General features: G+C 63.0%; 9 protein-coding genes and 1 pseudogene. 1 reads left to right on the top strand and 9 read right to left on the bottom strand.

Annotated features, from left to right (window positions below; all coding sequences use genetic code 11):
* From recD to AC13EY_RS10300, 6 genes are all read right to left on the bottom strand, one after another.
* Entirely contained in the window at positions 1-2,055 is a 2,055-nt protein-coding gene (gene recD / locus AC13EY_RS10325; RefSeq protein WP_228246963.1) for an exodeoxyribonuclease V subunit alpha, read from the bottom strand.
* On the bottom strand, positions 2,045-5,680 hold the full coding sequence (gene recB, locus AC13EY_RS10320) for an exodeoxyribonuclease V subunit beta (protein ID WP_228246962.1): 3,636 nt from the start codon (positions 5,678-5,680) through the stop codon (positions 2,045-2,047). The genes recD and recB overlap by 11 nt, the downstream gene beginning before the upstream one ends.
* Positions 5,677-9,159, bottom strand: a complete 3,483-nt coding sequence (gene recC / locus AC13EY_RS10315; protein WP_228246961.1) for an exodeoxyribonuclease V subunit gamma — start codon at positions 9,157-9,159, stop codon at positions 5,677-5,679. The genes recB and recC overlap by 4 nt, the downstream gene beginning before the upstream one ends.
* Positions 9,160-9,401: 242 nt before the next feature.
* Complete coding sequence (locus AC13EY_RS10310) at positions 9,402-10,751, bottom strand: glutamine synthetase family protein (RefSeq protein ID WP_228246960.1); 1,350 nt, start codon at positions 10,749-10,751, stop codon at positions 9,402-9,404.
* A 154-nt stretch (positions 10,752-10,905) separates the two neighbouring features.
* A complete protein-coding gene (locus AC13EY_RS10305) occupies positions 10,906-12,144 on the bottom strand; it encodes a saccharopine dehydrogenase family protein (RefSeq protein WP_228246959.1) in 1,239 nt (412 codons plus the stop codon).
* 47 nt (positions 12,145-12,191) lie between these two features.
* Positions 12,192-13,289, bottom strand: coding sequence for a carboxynorspermidine decarboxylase (locus tag AC13EY_RS10300; RefSeq protein ID WP_228247016.1), 1,098 nt, complete (start codon positions 13,287-13,289; stop codon positions 12,192-12,194).
* Between the two features lie 288 nt (positions 13,290-13,577).
* Here AC13EY_RS10300 and AC13EY_RS10295 point away from each other — a divergent pair, with 288 nt between their 5' ends.
* Positions 13,578-15,542 carry an alkyl/aryl-sulfatase gene (locus AC13EY_RS10295; RefSeq protein ID WP_228246958.1) on the top strand — a complete coding sequence of 655 codons (1,965 nt, stop codon included), beginning with the start codon at positions 13,578-13,580 and terminating at the stop codon, positions 15,540-15,542.
* A gap of 45 nt (positions 15,543-15,587) precedes the next feature.
* On the opposite strand, the gene AC13EY_RS10290 is transcribed toward AC13EY_RS10295, so the two are convergent.
* From AC13EY_RS10290 to AC13EY_RS10280, 3 genes and pseudogenes are all read right to left on the bottom strand, one after another.
* Complete coding sequence (locus tag AC13EY_RS10290) at positions 15,588-16,199, bottom strand: TetR family transcriptional regulator (RefSeq protein ID WP_228246957.1); 612 nt, start codon at positions 16,197-16,199, stop codon at positions 15,588-15,590.
* Positions 16,200-16,247: 48 nt separating this feature from the next.
* The gene (locus AC13EY_RS10285) at positions 16,248-17,288 is read right to left on the bottom strand and encodes a putative urea ABC transporter substrate-binding protein (RefSeq protein WP_228247015.1); all 1,041 of its coding nucleotides are present in this window, start codon (positions 17,286-17,288) and stop codon (positions 16,248-16,250) included.
* A 147-nt stretch (positions 17,289-17,435) separates the two neighbouring features.
* A pseudogene (locus tag AC13EY_RS10280) lies at positions 17,436-18,380 on the bottom strand (type III glutamate--ammonia ligase); the annotation flags it as partial.
* Positions 18,381-18,521 lie beyond the last annotated feature (141 nt).

Below are 18,521 nucleotides of genomic sequence, written 5' to 3'. Positions count from 1 at the left end.
TCAGGCGCCCAAATCCAGCCCACTGATCCGCCGCACCGGCGTCTGCACCGCCGCCTCAAACACCCCGGGGCGGCTTTCCAGCAGGCTGAAGTGTTTGCTGGCGCGGGTAATGGCGGTGTAGACCAGCTCCTTGGTCAGCACCGGGTTGCGCGCCTCCGGCAGCACCAGCACGGCGTGCTCGAACTCAGAGCCCTGCGACTTGTGCACGGTCATGGCAAACACCGTCTCCACCTCCGGCAGACGGCTGGGCAGTACGAAGCGAATGCCACCCTTGCCGTCGTTGCGCGGGAAGGCGACGCGCAGCGCCTCAGTCTCCGGCTCCCCTGCGTGCAGCGCCGGTTCGCGGATGCGCAACGCAATGCCGATGTCGCCATTCATCAAGCCCAGACTGTAGTCGTTGCGGGTGACCAGTACCGGGCGTCCCTCGTACCAGAGCTTGTCGGCGTGCAGCAGGCCACGACGGCTCAGCAGATCCGCCACACGCTGATTGATGCCTTCGACGCCCCAGTCGCCGCGGCGCACCGCACACAGCAGCTGGAAACGGTCGAACTCGCGCAGCACATCGCCCGCCCAGGCTTGCCAGCGGGGATCATCGGCAGCCGCATCTGCGCCCGGGCGCTGCGCCTGCAGCGTGCTCAGATAGGCGCCATAGCCCGGCAGGCCACCCTCGCTGCCCAGCACCAGCGCGGCAAACCCGGGGTCGCGCAGGTCCGTCAGGCGCCGGCTGTGAATATCGGCAAACAGCCCCCGCTGCAGCAGGTCGCGCGCAGCAGTCGCGTCGCAGCGATTAACCGCGCGGGCCAGCTCACCGATGCCGCTGTCAGAACCAAAGCGGTGGGAATGGCGCAACATGGCGGTCTGCTGCTCGAGCAGATGGGTCGACTCGTCACCGGGCTGCAGGCCGCTGCCTGCCAGCGACTGACCGCTGACCTGCTGCAGCCAATCGACCGTGGCCGGTGAGTAGCAACCCGCGTCGGCGCGTCGACACAGATCACCCAGCACCGCGCCGGCTTCCACCGAGGCGAGCTGATCCTTGTCACCGAGCAATACCAGTCGCGCCTGCGGCGGCAACGCGGCCAGCACGTTGGCCATCATTTCCAGATCGATCATCGAGGCCTCGTCCACCACCAGCACATCCAGCGCCAGCGGGTTGCCGGCGTGATGGCGGAAGTGGCGGCTGTCCGGCAGGCTGCCGAGCAGGCGGTGCAGCGTGCTGACCTCGGTCGGGATGGCAGCTTGTACCGCCGGAGCGACCGGCAGCGCGCCGACCTGACGGCCAATCGACTCGGTCAGTCGGGCAGCGGCCTTGCCGGTCGGTGCGGCCAGGCGGATACGCAGCGGCTTGCCCGCTTCCACTGCCGGCGTCTGCAGCAGCGCCAGCAGCCGCACCACCGTGGTGGTCTTGCCGGTACCGGGGCCGCCGGTAATGATGCTGAAACGCCCGCGCGCCGCCAGTGCGCAGGCAATGCGCTGCCAGTCCGGGTTCTGCTGACTGCCGGCAAACAGGGCATCCAGCCGCTCAGGCAGATCCCCGGCAACCTGCAGTGGGTGCTGCAGGCGCTGATGCAGGGTCGAAACAACATGCCGCTCGTGCTGCCAGTAGCGACGCAGATACAAGCGCTGGCCAACCAGCACCAGCGGGCAACTGCCCTGCTCCGGCAGTTGGCTGTCTACCACCCGGCTGGTCTGCAACGCCCCACGCCAGCTGTCCAGCGTAACGCCCGCCAGTATCGCCGACGGCAGCGGCGTATCGATCAGGCTCTCCCCTTCCGGCGGCAGCGACAGGGCAAAATCCGGTTCGGACAGCGTGGCGGCCAGATCCAGGCAAACATGCCCATGGCCCAGTTGATGGCTGACCAGCGCCGCCGCCAGCAGCACTGCCGGGCTGGTTTCCGGCGCCTGCTCCAGCAGAAACCCGGCGAAGGCCCGGTCCAGCGCCCGCAGCCAACCGTTGGCCAGCCAGTCATCCAGCAATTGCAGCAGCGCGGTTGCGCTATCCAGCTGCGCGGCGGAGCGGTCGAGACTGCCGAGCAGATCCAGTTGATCACCCTGCATGGTCAATCTCCTCAACCGGCTGGCCGGCGAACAGGCGGTCCAGCGTTTCAATCAGCTCGCGCGGCGGGCGCTGATGGCAGAGGCCGCCGTTCTCCGCGTCCACACCCCGCATGAACCAGTAAAGCGCGCCGCCGATATGACGGTCGTAGTCGTAGTCCGGCAGCCGCGCCTGCAACTGGCGGTGCAGCGCCAGCAGGTAGAAGACATATTGCAGATCGTAACGGTGCTCCAGCAGCGCACGGCTCATGGCCGCCTCGCTGTAATCGGCCGCCGTTGCGCCCAGCCAGTTGGACTTGTAGTCGAGCACGTAATAGCGCCCCTCGTGCTCCAGCACCAGGTCGATATAGCCCTTGAACAGGCCGTTCAGACGGTCACGCTGCAGCGCCGGACGCGGCTGCCCGTCCAGCGTCATCGCCGTTACCAGCCGATCGATCTGCTGCACGTCGACCTTGCTGGCGGCAAACATAAAGGCCATTTCGCTCTGGTAACGCGACGGCGGCAGCTCACCCAGCGCCAGCTCGGTACCCGGCACCAGCCCCGGGCGCTGCAGCAATTGCCCCAGCCATTCGCTCAGGCAATCACTCCACTCACCCCAGCCACGGCGCTGGCAGCGCGGCGCCAGCCAGCGGCGGCAACGCTCAGCATCCTGCAACGCCGAGAAGCCTTCCTGCGCCGCCAGCTCCAGCAGACCGTGCAAAAAGGTGCCGGGCTGCGGGCCACGCGGGAAGCGGTGAATACTCGGCTGCTCGCCACGACGCAGTGGCACAAAGCGGCTCTGGCGCTCGTCGTCGGCAATCCACTCGGCCAGCGCGCTGTCGGTACTCTCGCCACTGAGCGCCAGCGCACTGTAGGAGCCGATCCACCATGCATCGAAGCGACCGTGCGCAGGGCGGCGGGCATCGACCAATGCCGGGCCATCATCCAGCAGCGGCAGCCGATCATCACGCGGCTCCGGCGCACCCTGCAGCGCGACCACCTCGCCGTCCGGCTGCCAGCGGGCCAGCCAGTCTTTCAGTTGAATAGATGATTCCAGCGCCGCGCCACCGCCCAGCAGCCAGGCAATGGCACTGCGGTGCAGCACCGACTGCTTGTTGTTGCCGCTCTTGAGGTCGGCCATGCCCAGCCAGCAGGCATGCTGCGCGCGGGTCAGCGCCACATAGAGCAAGCGCAGATCTTCACCGAGCCGCTCGCGGTCAGCCTCGGCCACCTGATCGGTGGTTGGCTTCAATACCCAGCCGTCACTCAGGCGCAGCGGCTGGTCCGCCCGCACCGGGCGGCTCAGGCAGATAAAGGGCAGGAACACCAGCGGGTACTCAAGACCCTTGGACTTGTGGATGGTTACTACCTTGACCAGTTCGGCGTCGCTTTCCAGCCGCAGTACCTGCTCATCAGCAGCCCCCTCGTCCGCCTGCCGAATCAGCTCGGCCAGGTGGCGAATCAGCGCCTGCTCGCCATCCAGCTCGCGGGCGGCGCGCTGCAACAGCTCGGCCAGATGCAGCAGATTGGTCAGCGCGCGCTCGCCATCGTCCTGCTGTTGCAGCCGTGCCGGCAGTTCAAAGTCGTGCAGCAGACGGTGCAGCATCGGCAGCACACCCTGGCGCTGCCAGATGCGCCGGTAATCACGGAACTGGTCGAGCCGTTGCTCCCACAGGCGCTCGTCCTGATTCAACTGATCCAGCGCCTGCCAGTTGAGGTGCAGGCTGTGGCTGGCCAGCGCCGCGCGCAGCAGGCGGTCGTTGCCGGGCTCGGCACAGGCGCGCAACCAGCGCAGCACATCCTGCGCCTGTTGGGTTGCCAGCACCGAGTCCTTGTCGGACAGATACACACTGCGCACGCCGCGGGCGGCCAGCGCATCACGAATCAGCTGCGCCTCGCGACCGGTGCGCACCAGCACCGCCATGTCTGCCGGGCGTACAGCGGCGAAGGGTTCTCCGTCACGGGCAAAGCCGGCACGCCCCTGCTGGCCCGCCTGCAGCAGCGCCGTCATCTCGCTGGCGCAGCGCTCGGCCATCTCCCGGCGGTAGACATCACCGCTCAATGGCTCTTCCGATTCCAGCAACCAGGCAGTCAAGGCCGGCGCGGGCTCACCGTCGGAGCACCAGACTTCCTTGCGTCCACGTGCCCCCACCGGCAGAAACGGCATGGGGTTGTCATCAGCCTTGCGAAACAGAAAGGCGCCAGCGGCGAAGTTCTGCTCGGCCTGCTCGAAGACCCGATTGACCGCCGTGACCATCGTCTGGCTGGAGCGGAAGTTGGTATCCAGATTCTCGTGCCGCCCGGCGGTGTCGCCACGGGCGCGCAGGTAGGTATGAATATCCGCCCCGCGGAAGGCGTAGATCGCCTGCTTGGGGTCGCCGATCAGCAGCAGCGCGCAGTCCTGATCGTTTTCCGCTACCCGATAGATGCGGTCGAAGATGCGGTACTGCAGCGGGTCGGTATCCTGAAACTCGTCGATCAGCGCGACCGGGAACTGCTGACGGATAACCTCGGCCAGCCGGTCGCCATTGGGGCCCTGCAGCGCCGCATCGAGCCGGGTCAGCATGTCGTCGAAGCCCATTTGCGCACGGCGGCGCTTTTCCGCCTCAAAGCGCACCGACATCCAGTCCGCCGCATGGCGCAGCGCATCGCTGTCCGGATTCGGCAGCGCAGCCAGCGCCTCGCGCAGTTGCGGCAAGCCGCGCAACGCCGGGTGATCGGGCACGGCGCCCATCTTCCAGGCCTCGCCGAGGCCGTCTTCGCTGAGCCGGGCCCAGGCCGCCGGCGGCAGTTCAAGCTTTATCTGCTCCGGCGTCAGCGCCCATTGGCGCAGGGTCTCGAACCAGGGCGCGTAGTAGCGCTTCTGAATCTTGCGCTTGTCGACCACGCCCTGCTCGACCGCCTGATCCAGCAACGCTTCCAGCTCATCGGCCCACTGCACACAGGGCACCTTGAGCGCGGCCAGTTCGGCATCACGCTGGTTGAGCACCTGCTCCAGCAACGCCTGCAGTTCGGTAGCAGGCGCTGCGGCTGTCGGGTCGAACAACCGGCGCGCCTGCGCCAGCAACGCGTCCGGCTGGCCCCAACCGGACTGCACCCAGGCCAGCGCACTGCCGTGCAGGTGGTAGCAATGCAGCCGCCAATAATCCCGCGCGACCTCGGCCAGCAGGTCGCGCTGGTCGGTTTCCAGCGTTTGGGTAAACAGGCTGCCGCTGTCAAAGGCGTGCTCGCGCAGCATGCGCTGACACCAGCTGTGAATGGTCGATACCGCGGCCTCGTCCATCCACTGGGCGGCGATATCCAGCTTGCGCGCGGCGCTGGCGTGCTCGGCTTCGGGGATATCCGCCAGCAGGCCGGAGAGAATCGGGTCCGGTTCAGTCAGTTCACCGCGGAACGCCTGCGCCCCCTCCACCAGCCGTGCGCGAATGCGGTCGCGCAGTTCCTGGGTCGCGGCCTCGGTAAAGGTCACCACCAGCACGTCCGGCGGCAGCAGTTCACGGCTGAAGGCGTTGTCGCCCTCGCCATGCCCCAGTACCAGCCGCAGGTAAAGCGCCGAGATGGTGAAGGTCTTGCCGGTACCGGCACTGGCTTCAATCAGGCGACTGCCGCGCAGCGGGCAGCGCAGGGCCAGAGGTCGTTGGTTGCTCATGCCTGGTCCTCCGATGCCTGCGTAATCATCAGCCATTCATCCTCAATCGCCTGCGCCAGCGGTTGATACAGTGACTCTGCCCAGCCAATAAATTCGTCGTTCGCCTGCAGGCTGGCAAAGTCGGGATAGCTGCGCTGCAGCGCCGGGCTGCCGTCGACCTCGCCGCGACTGAAGTCGTTGCCCTCGTAGCAGAGCCGCGCGGCACCGAGGCGCTTTTCGTCCTTGCCCTCGGTCAGCCAGGCGAAGGCGGTTTCCACGGCGACCGGCAACGGTCGGCTCAGGCCGTGCAGATACCCCAGCAACCAATCGCGCACGATACTGGCGGCGCGTTCCTGCTCCAGCGGCAGCAGCTGAATGCTGGCGTCGGCACCGATCAGACAGGTCGTGAGCCGGTGACCAGAGGCCGCAGCCAGCACGTGCTGGCACAACTCGCCCAGCAACTTGCGCCAGCGCAACGCGCCCTTTTTACCGAGCAGGCTGCCGGTCACCAGCTGGACCCGCATCAGGCCGTCCAACGGAGCACAGCGGCGCACGCCGGCAAGCCAGCTGACCACTTCGATAGTGGCGTCCGGTGCGCTCGCCACCGCCTGCAGCAGCAACGGATTTTCCAGCGGCTGATCCCACAACAGCAGTTGCTCACGGAAGCGCTCAAGCTGTGCGCCCAAGGGCGCAACCAGTTGCGCCAGGGTCAGCTCACCGAACCCGGCCAGCGGCAAGCTGCCGCGCTGCTGCAGGCGGCTGGCCTGCTCAAGCAGCAGGGCCTGCCAGTCATCCTGCAAATCGGCCTGCTGCACCTGTTCCAGCAGCCACTGACTGAGCTGGTGCCGTTGCAGGCCATCGAGTGCAAAGGGTTCGTCGTCTTCGCTGGTGCTGTGCTGCTCCTGCAGCCAGACCTTCAGCCGAGCGGCAAAAAAGTGCTCAACCGGGTTACGCAGAAAGCGCTGCAGCGCCAGCAGCTCGATGGGCGCTTCCAGCGTGACCGGCGCCAGCGGCTGGTCTGCATCATCGCCAGCACGGGAGTCGTGCAGCTGACGCCACTCGCTGGCGTAACTGAACAACGCGGAATCGGCGCTGAAATAGGCGCGACTGAACGGCTGCAACGGATGCTCGACGGTCAGCGCGTGCAACAGATCAGCGCCATCAGCCGTGTGCCAGCCGGCGGCCAGATGATCGCGCAGCTGCCCGATCAGCACCGACGGCGGCCGTTCGCTGTTGTCGCGGATACTGCGCCCGACCCAGCTGATATGCAGGGCGTCGCGCGCCGACAGCAGCGCCTCCAGCAGCAGATAACGGTCGTCCTCGCGGCGCGAGCGGTCGCCCGGCCGGTAGTCCTTGCCCATCAGATCAAAGTCCAGCGGTGGCTGCGCGCGCGGGTAGTCGCCATCATTCATGCCCAGCAGGCAGATGCGCTTGAACGGAATGGCGCGCATCGGCATCAGCGTGCAGACGTTGACCGCCCCGGCGAGAAAACGCTGGCTGAGCTGGCTCTGGCCGACACCATCGAGCCAGGCCTCGGCCACCACGTTGAGCGGCAGTGCCACGTCCAGCGCGACGCCGTCACACAGCTCCAGCCAGTCGGCCAGCCCCTCGTGCAGCTGCGCCAGCAGCAGTTGATCCCGATCACTCTCGGCGATAAAGAAGTCATCCAGCAGCTGGCGCAGGCGTTCGCCCCATTCACTCGGCACGGTCGCATTGGCCAGCCGCGTTTCGTGGCGGTCCAGTGCATCCAGCAGGCCGCTGAGCGGGCCGATCAGCGCCGCGTCCAGCCCGCCAATCTCGTCATAGGGTTCGATCTGCTGCCAGGCCTCGGCACCGCCGCTGGCGTAACCCAGCAGCATCCGGCGCAGGCCGAAACGCCAGCTGTTGACTTCCAGCCCGTCTGGCAAACCCAGAGCGGCGCGGCGCTGCTGATCCAGCCCCCAGCGGATGCCTGCGCCCTCGATCCAGCGTTGCAGGGTCGGCAGGTCGGCCTCACTCAAACCAAAGCGACTGCGCAGCGCCGGCACATCGAGCAGGTCCAGCACCTCACTGACCGGCAGCCGGCTGTCAGGCAGACGCAGCAGATGTTCCAGTGCAATCAGCAGCGGTTCCTGACCGCGCTGGCCCTGATCAGCCAGGGTAAAGGGAATCGCCCGCGGGTCGTCGCCACTGTGCTGACCAAACACCGCCTGAATATGCGGAGCGTAGAGGTTGACGTCCGGCACCATGACAATGATGTCGCGCGGTTTGAGGTCCGGGTCGGCAGCAAAGGCGGCCAGCAGCTGATCGTGCAGCACTTCGACTTCGCGCTGCGGACTGTGCGCCAGGTGAAAGCGGATGGAGTGATCCCGTGCGGTGTCGACCGCCGGCCACAATGCGCGGGACTCGGCCAGCGGCCGCAGTTGCAGGATGTCCTGCTGCAGTTGCTGCAGCAGCGTGTTGCCGGCGGGTGCTTCAAACAGGTCAACCCGGCCACCGGCAATATTGGCGAAGCGCGCTTCGTAACCGGCGCGTTCGTCGTGCTGGTCGAGCAGGTTGATGTAGTCACGGCCCTGCTTGCCCCAGGCGGCCAGCAGCGGATGGGCGTGCTGGTGCAGGGTGTTCTCGTCCAGCTGCAGGGGCGTGCCCGGCCGCCTTTGCTGACGACGGTATTCGTGGCGCAGCAGGTCCTGATCGGCAACGATATCGCCCCAGTGGTACTCACAGGGGTTGAGCACGCAGAGCAGCACCTGCGAGAAGCGGCCGATCACCGCCAGCGCCTCGAGCGTCTGCGCCGGCAGCGACGAGATACCGAACACGATCACCCGGCGCGGCAGGCTGGCTGGCCGGCTGTCACAGTCGAGCAGGTGCTGAACAAAGCGCGGATGGATGCCCGCCCGGCTGTCACTCAGGCGTTCGGCACCCACGTCTGCCAGCACCGCGCGCCAGAGCGCCGGCTGCCAGCGTTCCTCGTCATCCAGCGGCCGCGCGCCGGTACGCGCCAGGCCGATATGGTCGCGCCCGGCGGCCCAGTCGTTCAGCCAGTCGGCGCGGTAAACCTGATACTGGTCAAACAGATCGGCCAGCCGCACCGCCAGTTGGTAACGCTTGCGGCAATCGTGGTCATCGGCGAGAAAACGCTTGAGCGGCGCAAAATCGGGCTGATCCTGCAGTGCGGGCAGCAGCCGCATCAGCCGCCAGGTCAGCGGCTGCTTGTCGAGCGGCGATTGCTCGGGCACGCTGTCGCGTCCCAGAACGCCGCGGTAACTGTGCCAGAGAAAGCGCGCCGGCAACTGCACATCCAGCGCTGCGGCAATGCCGCAGCCGCCTTGCGCAGGGTCTGCCGCCAGCGCCATCTGCAACCATTGAGCAATACCGTTGCTCTGCACCAGGATGACTTCGTTCTCCAGCGGCGCCAGCGGGTGCGCCCGCATCCAGTCCACCGCCAGCTCGCGCAGGGTCTCCAGGCGGTTGCCGTGGATGATCATCAAACCGGGGGCGAGGCTGTTGGCGTCCTGCATGGAAGCTCCTTATAGGTGAAGAGACCGCAGTCTATCACCGGGCAGCGACAGGCGCGGTCGCAGCTTACACCGCAAGTGGTTGAGAAGCGTTGGCGAGGCAGGCAGCGCAAGGCAAAGATCGCCGAGAAGCGATCGGAGTCGCGCTCGACTTTACAAATTGTAAATGAGCACTTCGATCGGACTCGCGCCCGAGGCGATCTTTAACGCAGCGATGGCAACGCAGGTAGCTTCTCGGCGACTTGCTAGACCTGGCTGCCCAGAAACCGCCGCTCCCACGGCGTAATTTCATCCATAAAGCTCTGCAGCTCCATGCGTTTGCTGGCCAGGAAGCCGTCAACAAACTCGGCGCCGAACAGCTCACGCGCCAGCGTGCTGCGATCCAGCCGCAGGATCGCGTCGTGCAAGGTGCCGGGCAGGGTCAGCTCGTCCGGCGCCTCGAACTCGCCTTGTGCCGGAGCAGATGGCTCGCACTGGTTGTCGATGCCATACAGTCCCGCCGCGAGCGAAGCGGCCACGCTCAGATAGGGGTTGGCGTCGGCGCCGGGCAGCCGGTTTTCGACACGGCGCGCTTCCGGGCCGCTGGCCGGAATGCGCAGGCCGGCGGAGCGGTTGTCGTAAGACCAGCACAGGTTGTTTGGCGATGCGTACGCGTGGCAGAAACGCTGGTAGGAGTTGATGTAGGGCGCCATCAGCAACGTCAGCTCGCCCATGCACTGCTGCAGGCCACCAATGAAGTGCCCAAAATGCGCCGTGGCCTCGCCGGTCGCCGCATCGGTAAAGATATTGTTGCCGCTCCCCTGCTCCACCACGCTCTGGTGAATGTGCATCGAGCAGCCGGGCACCCGCGCCAGCGGCTTGGCCATGCACACGGCAATCAGCCCGTGCTTGAGCGCGACTTCATGCAGAGCATGCTTGAACAGAAAGGTCTGGTCGGCAATCAGCAGCGGATCACCATGGACAAAATTGATCTCGTACTGGCTGACGCCCATCTCGTGCATAAAGGTATCGCGAGGAATGCCCAGCGCGGCCATGGTGTCGGCCAGCTCGTCGAAGAACGGCTTGAGGCCGCTGCTGGTGCTGACACTGAACGCGCCGTAACCGGCTTCGCGGCGGCCATCCAGCCCCACCGGCGGCTGGAACGGCTGGGTGTCGTCACGGTTGGGCTCGAACAGGAAGAATTCCAGCTCGGTCGCTACCACCGGCGCCCAGCCACGTTCGGCATAACGCTCAACAATCCGACTCAGCAGAGCGCGGGTCGACAGCCCGGAGAGCTGACCATCCAGCTCCACCGCCTCGCAGATTGCCAGCGCACGAGGGCGCTCGATCCACGGCAGCACATGCACCTGATCCAGCAGCGGGCGCAACACCAGATCGCCATCGTCGCTGCCGTAATACTGCGCCTCCGGGTAGCCACCCATCACGCACTGCAGCAGCACGCCACGCGCCAACTGCAAACGGCGATCCGCCAGAAAGCCCTCGCCGGTCATGACCTTGCCACGGGGAATACCGTTCAGATCCGGGGTGACACACTCGACGTCGCCAACGCCGGCAAGGCGTTCGGCAAGGGAACCAAGGGATACGGGGACGTTCATGCAGCACTACCTGTGTTTGATCTAGCCAACATGGCGATGCCGGATCATACCCCATCCGAGCCGCCACCACTCAAGCGCCCGCGCGCGCCATGCCGGCCCTGAATGCAAAAAGGCCAGCGCAAGCGCTGGCCTTTCCTGGTATTGCCGGTGCGGATCAGAAGCTCAGAGCGCGATCGCCCTGCTCATCCTTGATCCGGGTAGGCAGGCCCATTTCGTTCAGCAGGTTGATGAACGGTTTGGGGTCCAGCTCTTCGACGTTGACCATCTTGCCCGCATCCCAGGTGCCCTGGGCGATCAGGATGGCAGCGGCAACCGGCGGTACGCCTGCAGTGTAGGAAATACCCTGGCTGCCGACTTCGGCGTAGGCTTCGGCGTGGTCCGCTACGTTGTAGATGAACACTTCCTTGTCCTTGCCGTCCTTCTTGCCTTTGACCACATCACCGATGCAGGTCTTGCCGGCATAATCGGGTGCCAGTGACGACGGATCGGGCAGCACGGCCTTGACCACTTTCAGCGGAATCACTTCCAGGCCTTCGGCAGTGGTGACCGGCTGTTCGGACAGCAGACCGAGGTTCTTCAGCACGGTGAACACGTTGATGTAGTGCTCGCCAAAGCCCATCCAGAACCGCACGTTCGGCACGCCCAGATTCTGCGACAGCGAGTGCACTTCGTCGTGACCGGTCATGTAGCTGGTCTGCGAGCCGACAACCGGCAGATCGTCGGTACGCTTGACCTCGAACATCTTGTTGCTGGTCCACTGGCTGTTCTGCCAGGACCACACCTGCCCGGTGAACTCACGGAAGTTGATCTCCGGGTCGAAGTTGGTCGCGAAGTACTTGCCATGACTGCCGGCGTTGATGTCGATGATGTCGATTTCCTCGACAGTATCGAAGTACTCGTTGACCGCAACCGCAGCGTAGGCGTTAACCACGCCCGGGTCGAAGCCGACACCCAGGATCGCGGTGATGCCCTTCTCGGCGCACAGTTCCTTGCGCTTCCACTCGTAGTTGGCGTACCACGGCGGGGTTTCACAGATCTTGTCCGGCTCTTCGTGAATGGCGGTATCCAGGTAGGCAGCACCGGTCTCGATGCAGGCCTGCAGTACCGACATATTGATGAAAGCCGATCCGACATTGATCACCAGTTGCGACTGTGTCTTGTCAATCAACGCCTTGGTGGCCTCGATATCGAGGGCATTCAGGGCATGGGCTTGCAATTCACCGGCAACCTTGAGGCTGCCCTTTTCCTTCACGCTGTCGACGATGGCCTGACACTTCTCGGCGGTACGCGACGCGATATGGATGTTACCCAGCACGTCATTGTGCTGGGCGCATTTGTGTGCGACCACCTGGGCCACACCACCGGCACCAATAATCAGAACGTTTTTCTTCATTTCTTTTCCTCGAAACGCCTCCTTGGAAAGGCTGGGTAGGTTATGCCTCAGGAGAGGCTGTCCAGGTAATCCTGGAATCCGAACTCGCGCACCAGTTTCACCGAGCCATCAAGCTCCCTGATTGCAATGGCGGGCATGTTGACGCCGTTGAACCAGTTCTTCTTGACCATGGTGTAACCGGCCGCATCAATAAAGGACAGGCGATCGCCGATCTTCAGCTCGCTGTCAAAATTGAATTCGCCGAAGATGTCGCCAGCCAGACACGACTTGCCACACACCATGTACTGGTGCGGGCCATCGCAGGGCTCCATCTTGGCCTCCTGACGGTAGATCAGCAGATCGAGCATGTGTGCTTCGATCGAGCTGTCGACCACGGCCAGCTGCTTGCCGTTATAGAGGGTGTCGAGCACAGTCACTTCGAGGGAAGTGCTCAGGGTAATGGCGGCCTCGCCGGGCTCCAGGTAAACCTGAACACCGTAGCGCTCGGAGAATGCCTTGAGGCGGGCACAGAAACGATCCAGCGGGTAACCCTCGCCGGTAAAGTGGATACCGCCGCCCAGACTGACCCAGCTCACCTGCGCAAGCAGGTGGCCGAAACGCTCTTCGATCTGTCCGAGCATCTGGTCGAACAGGTCAAAGTCGCTGTTCTCACAGTTGTTGTGAATCATGAAGCCGGAAATCAGCGGCAGCACCGCCTCGATCTTGGCGGCGTCCCACTCGCCCAGACGGCTGAACGGGCGGGCCGGATCAGCAATCAGGAAGTCCGAGCTGCTGACGCCGGGGTTCAGGCGCAGGCCGCGAACCTTGTCGGCCGAGGCCGCGCTGAAGCGGGTCAGCTGACTGATGGAGTTGAAGATGATCTTGTCCGAATGGGCCAGGACTTCGTCGATCTCGTCATCGGCATAGGCCACGCTGTAGGCATGCGTCTCCCCCGGGAACTTGAGCTTGCCAAGTTTCACTTCATTCAGGGAGGAAGAGGTAGTGCCGTCCATGTACTGACTCATGAAGTCGAACACGGACCAGGTAGCAAAGCATTTCAGTGCGAGCAGCGCCTTGGCGCCGGAGTGCTCACGCACATAGGCGATCTTCTCCATGTTGCGTTCGAGCTTGCTCTTGTCGATGAGATAGTACGGCGTCTTGATCAATTCGTTCATACCCTCCAGCTGTCAGAACCCGGTACCGGGCGAGTAAAAGCGCGAAATTATAAATTAACGCGCCAACAGTCGATAGGAAAAATCACCCCCTCAAGCCTAGCCGTCGATTACTGCAGTTTCACTTCAACACAACAAAACATGCAAAAAAAGCATCGAATTTAAAATAAAAATGCATTGGCCATATATCCGCAGTAACTCCTATAGTGTCTGCATGCCGGCGTCGCCGGTTACCAACAACAACTGCGCCGCATGTACGGCGACGACACACGGAGACACCCCATGCGCTCACGCACTGTCATCCTCGGTCTTGGAGCCCTTGCCGCCGGTATAAGCCTGGCGGTCAGCGCTGCCCCCAACCCGGCGACCGAACTCACCGCCGCCAGCAACCATGCGATCCTGGAGCAACTTCCCTTTGCCGACCAGCAGGCCTTCGCCGACGCTCAGCGCGGATTTATCGCCCAGCTACCTGATGGCAAAGTCCTCAACGCCGACGGTTCAGTTGCCTGGGACATGAGCGAGTATGCGTTCCTGAACGACGAGAGCGCACCCGATACCGTTAACCCCAGTCTCTGGCGGCAGGCTCGACTGAACGCCATTCACGGCCTGTTCAAGGTGACCGACGGCATGTACCAGATCCGCGGCATGGATCTGGCCAACATGACGATCATTGAAGGTGACACCGGCCTGATCATCATTGATCCGCTACTGTCTCCCTCCACCGCCAGGGCCGGCCTGGAGCTGTACTACCAGAACCGTCCGCAAAAGCCGGTTGTTGCGGTGCTCTACACCCACAACCACGTCGACCACTGGGGCGGGGTAAAGGGCGTGACCAGCAATGAAGATGTGGCCTCCGGCAAAACGCGTATCTATGCGCCGGCCGGCTTTATGGAGCACGCGGTCTCCGAGAACGTGATTGCCGGTCCCGCCATGAGCCGCCGTGCCATTTACCAGTTCGGCGCCATGCTGCCGCCGGGTGAACGCGGCCATGTGGATACGGGCTTGGGCAAGGCGCTGTCGAAGGGTGATCGCTCCCTGATTGCACCAACCGATACCGTGCCGGATAACGGTAACCTGAACATCGATGGTGTAGAGATCGAGTTTCAGATGGCCCACGGCACCGAAGCAGAATCGGAAATGATGATGTACTTCCCTGCGTTCAAGGTCCTGAACACCGCGGAAATCACCAGCCAGCACATGCACAACGTGTACACCATTCGCGGCGCTGCCGTGCGTGACGCCAGCGCATGGGCCCACTACATCGACCTGGCGCTGGAGCGCTTCGGTGATCGCGCCGACATCGTGGTGGGACAGCACCATTGGCCAATCTGGACCCAGGAGGATGCCAAGCGCTTCCTGTCGGTACAGCGGGACATGTACAAGTACCTGCACGATCAGTCCGTACGCATGATCAACAAGGGCTACCTGCCGGGCGATATCGCCGAGCAGCTGAAACTGCCAGCCAGCCTTGACCAGCAATGGTACGCCCGCGGCTACTACGGCACCCTGCGCCACAACGCCAAGGCCATTTACCAGCGCTACATGGGCTGGTACGACGCCAACCCGGCCAACCTGAACCCGCTACCACCGGTACAGAACGCAGCCAAAACCATCGAATACATGGGCGGTGCCGACAAGGTGATCGAGCAGGCACGCAAGGATTATGACAACGGCGAGTATCGCTGGGTCGCCAGCGTAATGAATCAGGTGGTGTTTGCCGACCCGAGCAATCAGGCCGCCCGCGAGCTGGGTGCCAATGCACTGGAGCAACTCGGTTATCAGGCCGAAGCCGGCACCTGGCGCGGAGCTTACCTGATGGGCGCTCAGGAACTGCGTAACGGCACGCTACCGCCAACCGTGGGCTCGCTGTCACCGGACGTACTGCAGGCGCTGGACACCGGCATGTTCTTCGACCTGATGGGGGTACGACTGGATGCCTCCAAGGCTGAGGGCAAGCATCTGGTAATCAACTGGCAGCTGACAGACACCAATGAGAACTACCGTCTGAACCTGGAGCACTCGACGCTGACCTATCGCGCCAATACTCAGGATGACAACGCCCAGGCAACGGTCAGCATGAACCGCGACACGCTGGACCAGATCCTGCTGCGCCGCACCACCTTCCCGGACGCGGTCAAGGCTGGGCTGATCAAAATCAGCGGCGAACCCAATGCGTTCTTCGGCTTGCTGCAAATGCTGGAAGTACCCTCCGGTGACTTCCCGATCGTGACTCCGGTCAGTAACTGACCTTTTTAGCCCCGTTCGTACCTTGGCGGACGGGGCTCTTTTTCTTCAGGACTGCTGCAGCGAACGCAGCAACCGCTCGGCAAAAAATCCCCGCTGTTCATTCAGGTCAAACAAGCCCGGTGCAAACAACCAGGTCTGGGTCACGCCCATCAACTGGGTGTAAATCATCAACGCCAATTGCCCCGCCGTCTGACCTTGCGGAATCTGGCCCTGTGCCTGTGCGGCGCAAACCAGCGCTTCCAGCGTTTCTATCATGCTCTGGGTCAGCCGCCGCTCACGCTCAAGCGTTGTCAGCATCGCCTCGGTCAGCTCGGTCTTGTTGAGCAGAATCTCGAAGGACTGGCGAAACCAGGCGTCCTCGACCAGCAGCGCAAACCAGCTGCGGACAAAACCGTCGATTCGCTCCAATGGTGACAGACCGGCGCTGCACGCCTGCGCTACCAACTGCTCGAGAGGCTCCTGCGAGTAGGCCAGCACCGCCTCGAACAGGTCTTCCTTGTTCTTGAAGTGCCAGTAGATAGGGCCACGACTGAAACCGGCTTCGGTGCCAATCATGGCCAGAGTGGTGTTCGAATAGCCGTTACGGCTGAACAAGGTCAGCGCGGCTTCAATAATCTTCAGGCGGGTTTTTTCCGCGTCTTCTTTTGTTCTGCGCATGGGTGTTCCAGCAAGCGCGGCGGGGATACCCCGCCGCTATCAGACTACTCAGAGAGCGCCGTCGGCTGCCATCTGCATATACTCGGTATCAAACCGCAGCTTGATGTTAGCGGTATCGCCCAGCGTCTTGCCATCGGGCATCGCAATGCCAACAAAGTCAGGCGAATCGGCGCCCTCACCCAGCAGCCCTTTATCGAAAGAGAACTGACGTACGCTGTCCATCGCCTCATAGGCTTCGTCGCTACCGATAAAGGCAACCGCATCTGCCGGCTGCCAGAACATCTTCATGCCGGCCAGTTGCGCCTCATACCCCGCCTGGTCGGTCGCCGATGCTTCGCCCAGGAAGGCGCGCGCCTTTTGACCTTCTTCGCTGTCGGTGCCCATTTCGGCCATCAGCTCAAACCAGGCGCCGACCAGCGCCTTGCCCAGTGCCGGGTTGTCACGCAGGGTTTCGGTGTTGACGATGGTCAGATCCTTGATGTGGCCCGGAATCTGACTGGAGTCGAACACACGATTGGCGCCCGGCTGGCTGAGAATCTCGTCCAGCAGCGGGTTCCAGGTGACAACGTTACGCACATCCTCCGTGTTGTAAGCCGCGACCATATCCGCATCGCTGGTGTTGACCACAGTGACATCGCTCTCGCTCAGGCCAGCCGAGTCCAGCGCGCGGGCCAGCAGATAGTGCGATACCGACAACTCGACCAGATTGACCTGCTGCCCCTTCATGTCGGCAACATCGCTGCTGTCTTTCATGACAATGCCGTCGTTGCCGTTGGAATAATCGCCGACGATCAGCGCCGTAGTATCCACACCACCGGCAGAGGGGATTGAGAGCGCGTCCATGCTGGTCGCCACCACGCCGTCAAACTGTCCGGCGCTGTACTGATTGATCGACTCGATGTAATCGTTGATCTGCACAATCTCGACTGTGATGCCGTATTTGTCGGCCCACTTTTTCATCAGCCCGGATTCGTCGATGTATTTCCACGGAATCCAGCCTGCATAAATGCTCCAGGCCAGCTTGAAGCTGTCTTTCTCTTCCGCCTGAACGGCGGGAACAGTAGCAACCGATGCCGCCAGTGCAATCATGGCGCCTGAAACAACCTGCTTGAAACGTCGTGCAAAAGGAACGGACTTTTTCATGGTTCAACTCCAGATGGTTCTCGTTGGCAATGATGTGAAGTCTTGGCAGTAACTGAGCAGCAAGAACCGCGCCGTATTCGGCGCGGAACCAACTTAAAAGAACTTCAGGTAGCGTTGCAGCTCCCAGTCGGAGACGTGGGTGTGATACTCGGTCCATTCCTGGCGCTTGAAGCCGACGAAGCTGTCGAACATCGCATCGCCAAAAACCTCGCGCGACAGCGGGTCAGCTTCGAAGGCATCAATTGCTTCGCCAAGGTTCTGCGGCAACAGCTCAATGTCCATTTCACGCACCTGCTGATCGGTGTAGTTGTACATGTTCTCGCGATGGGGATTACCCGGGTCCATAGCTTCGCGAATGCCTTCAAGACCGGCAGCCAGCATCATCGCGGCACCAAGATAGGGGTTGCAGGCAATATCGGCCGCACGGCACTCGACCCGACCGCCTTGCGACGGGATACGCAGCATGTTGGTGCGGTTGTTGTTGCCGTAGCAAACGAATACTGGCGCCCAGGTAGAGCCGGACATGCTGCCCTTGCGTACCAGACGTTTGTAGCTGTTTACCGTCGGCGCGATGACTGCGCTGATTGCCTTGGCGTGCTTCATTACGCCGGCGATGAAGTGATACGCCATCTGGGTCACCCCGCAGCCGTAGGGATCTTCGCCATTGGCAGGATCAAACAGATTTCGGCCGGTCTCGCGATCAGCCAGCGACATGTTGTAGTGCGCGCCACTGCCGGTGCGGTTGGCCGACGGCTTGGGCATAAAGCTGGCAAAGCCACCGTGCTTGCGGGCAATCTCGTTGGCCATCAAACGGAAGAAAACCAAGCGGTCAGCCATGCCGAGAGCGTCGGTGTAGGTGAAGTCGGTTTCGAACTGGCCGTTGGCGTCTTCGTGGTCGAAGGAGTACACATCCCAGCCCATGGCATTCATGGCTTCGACCAGCTCGCCCACAATCGGCATGTTGTCCATCAGGCCGCGCGGGTCATAACAGGGTTTGGCGAGGGTATCGCGAGCACTGATCGGCTCGAACCCGCCATCTGCGTATTCCGGCGAACGTGACCGGTCATTCCGGGGATCGTGACCGATTTGCACACGGCCTTCACGCTGGAACGTGTTTTGTACTCTGAGCGGTCACGATGGGTCAATCGATACCGCGTTTTGAGCGTTAGCCTTTCTCAG

The organism is Halopseudomonas sp. L-58 (genome assembly GCF_056859475.1).
This window is presented reverse-complemented; position numbering and strand designations above follow the sequence as displayed.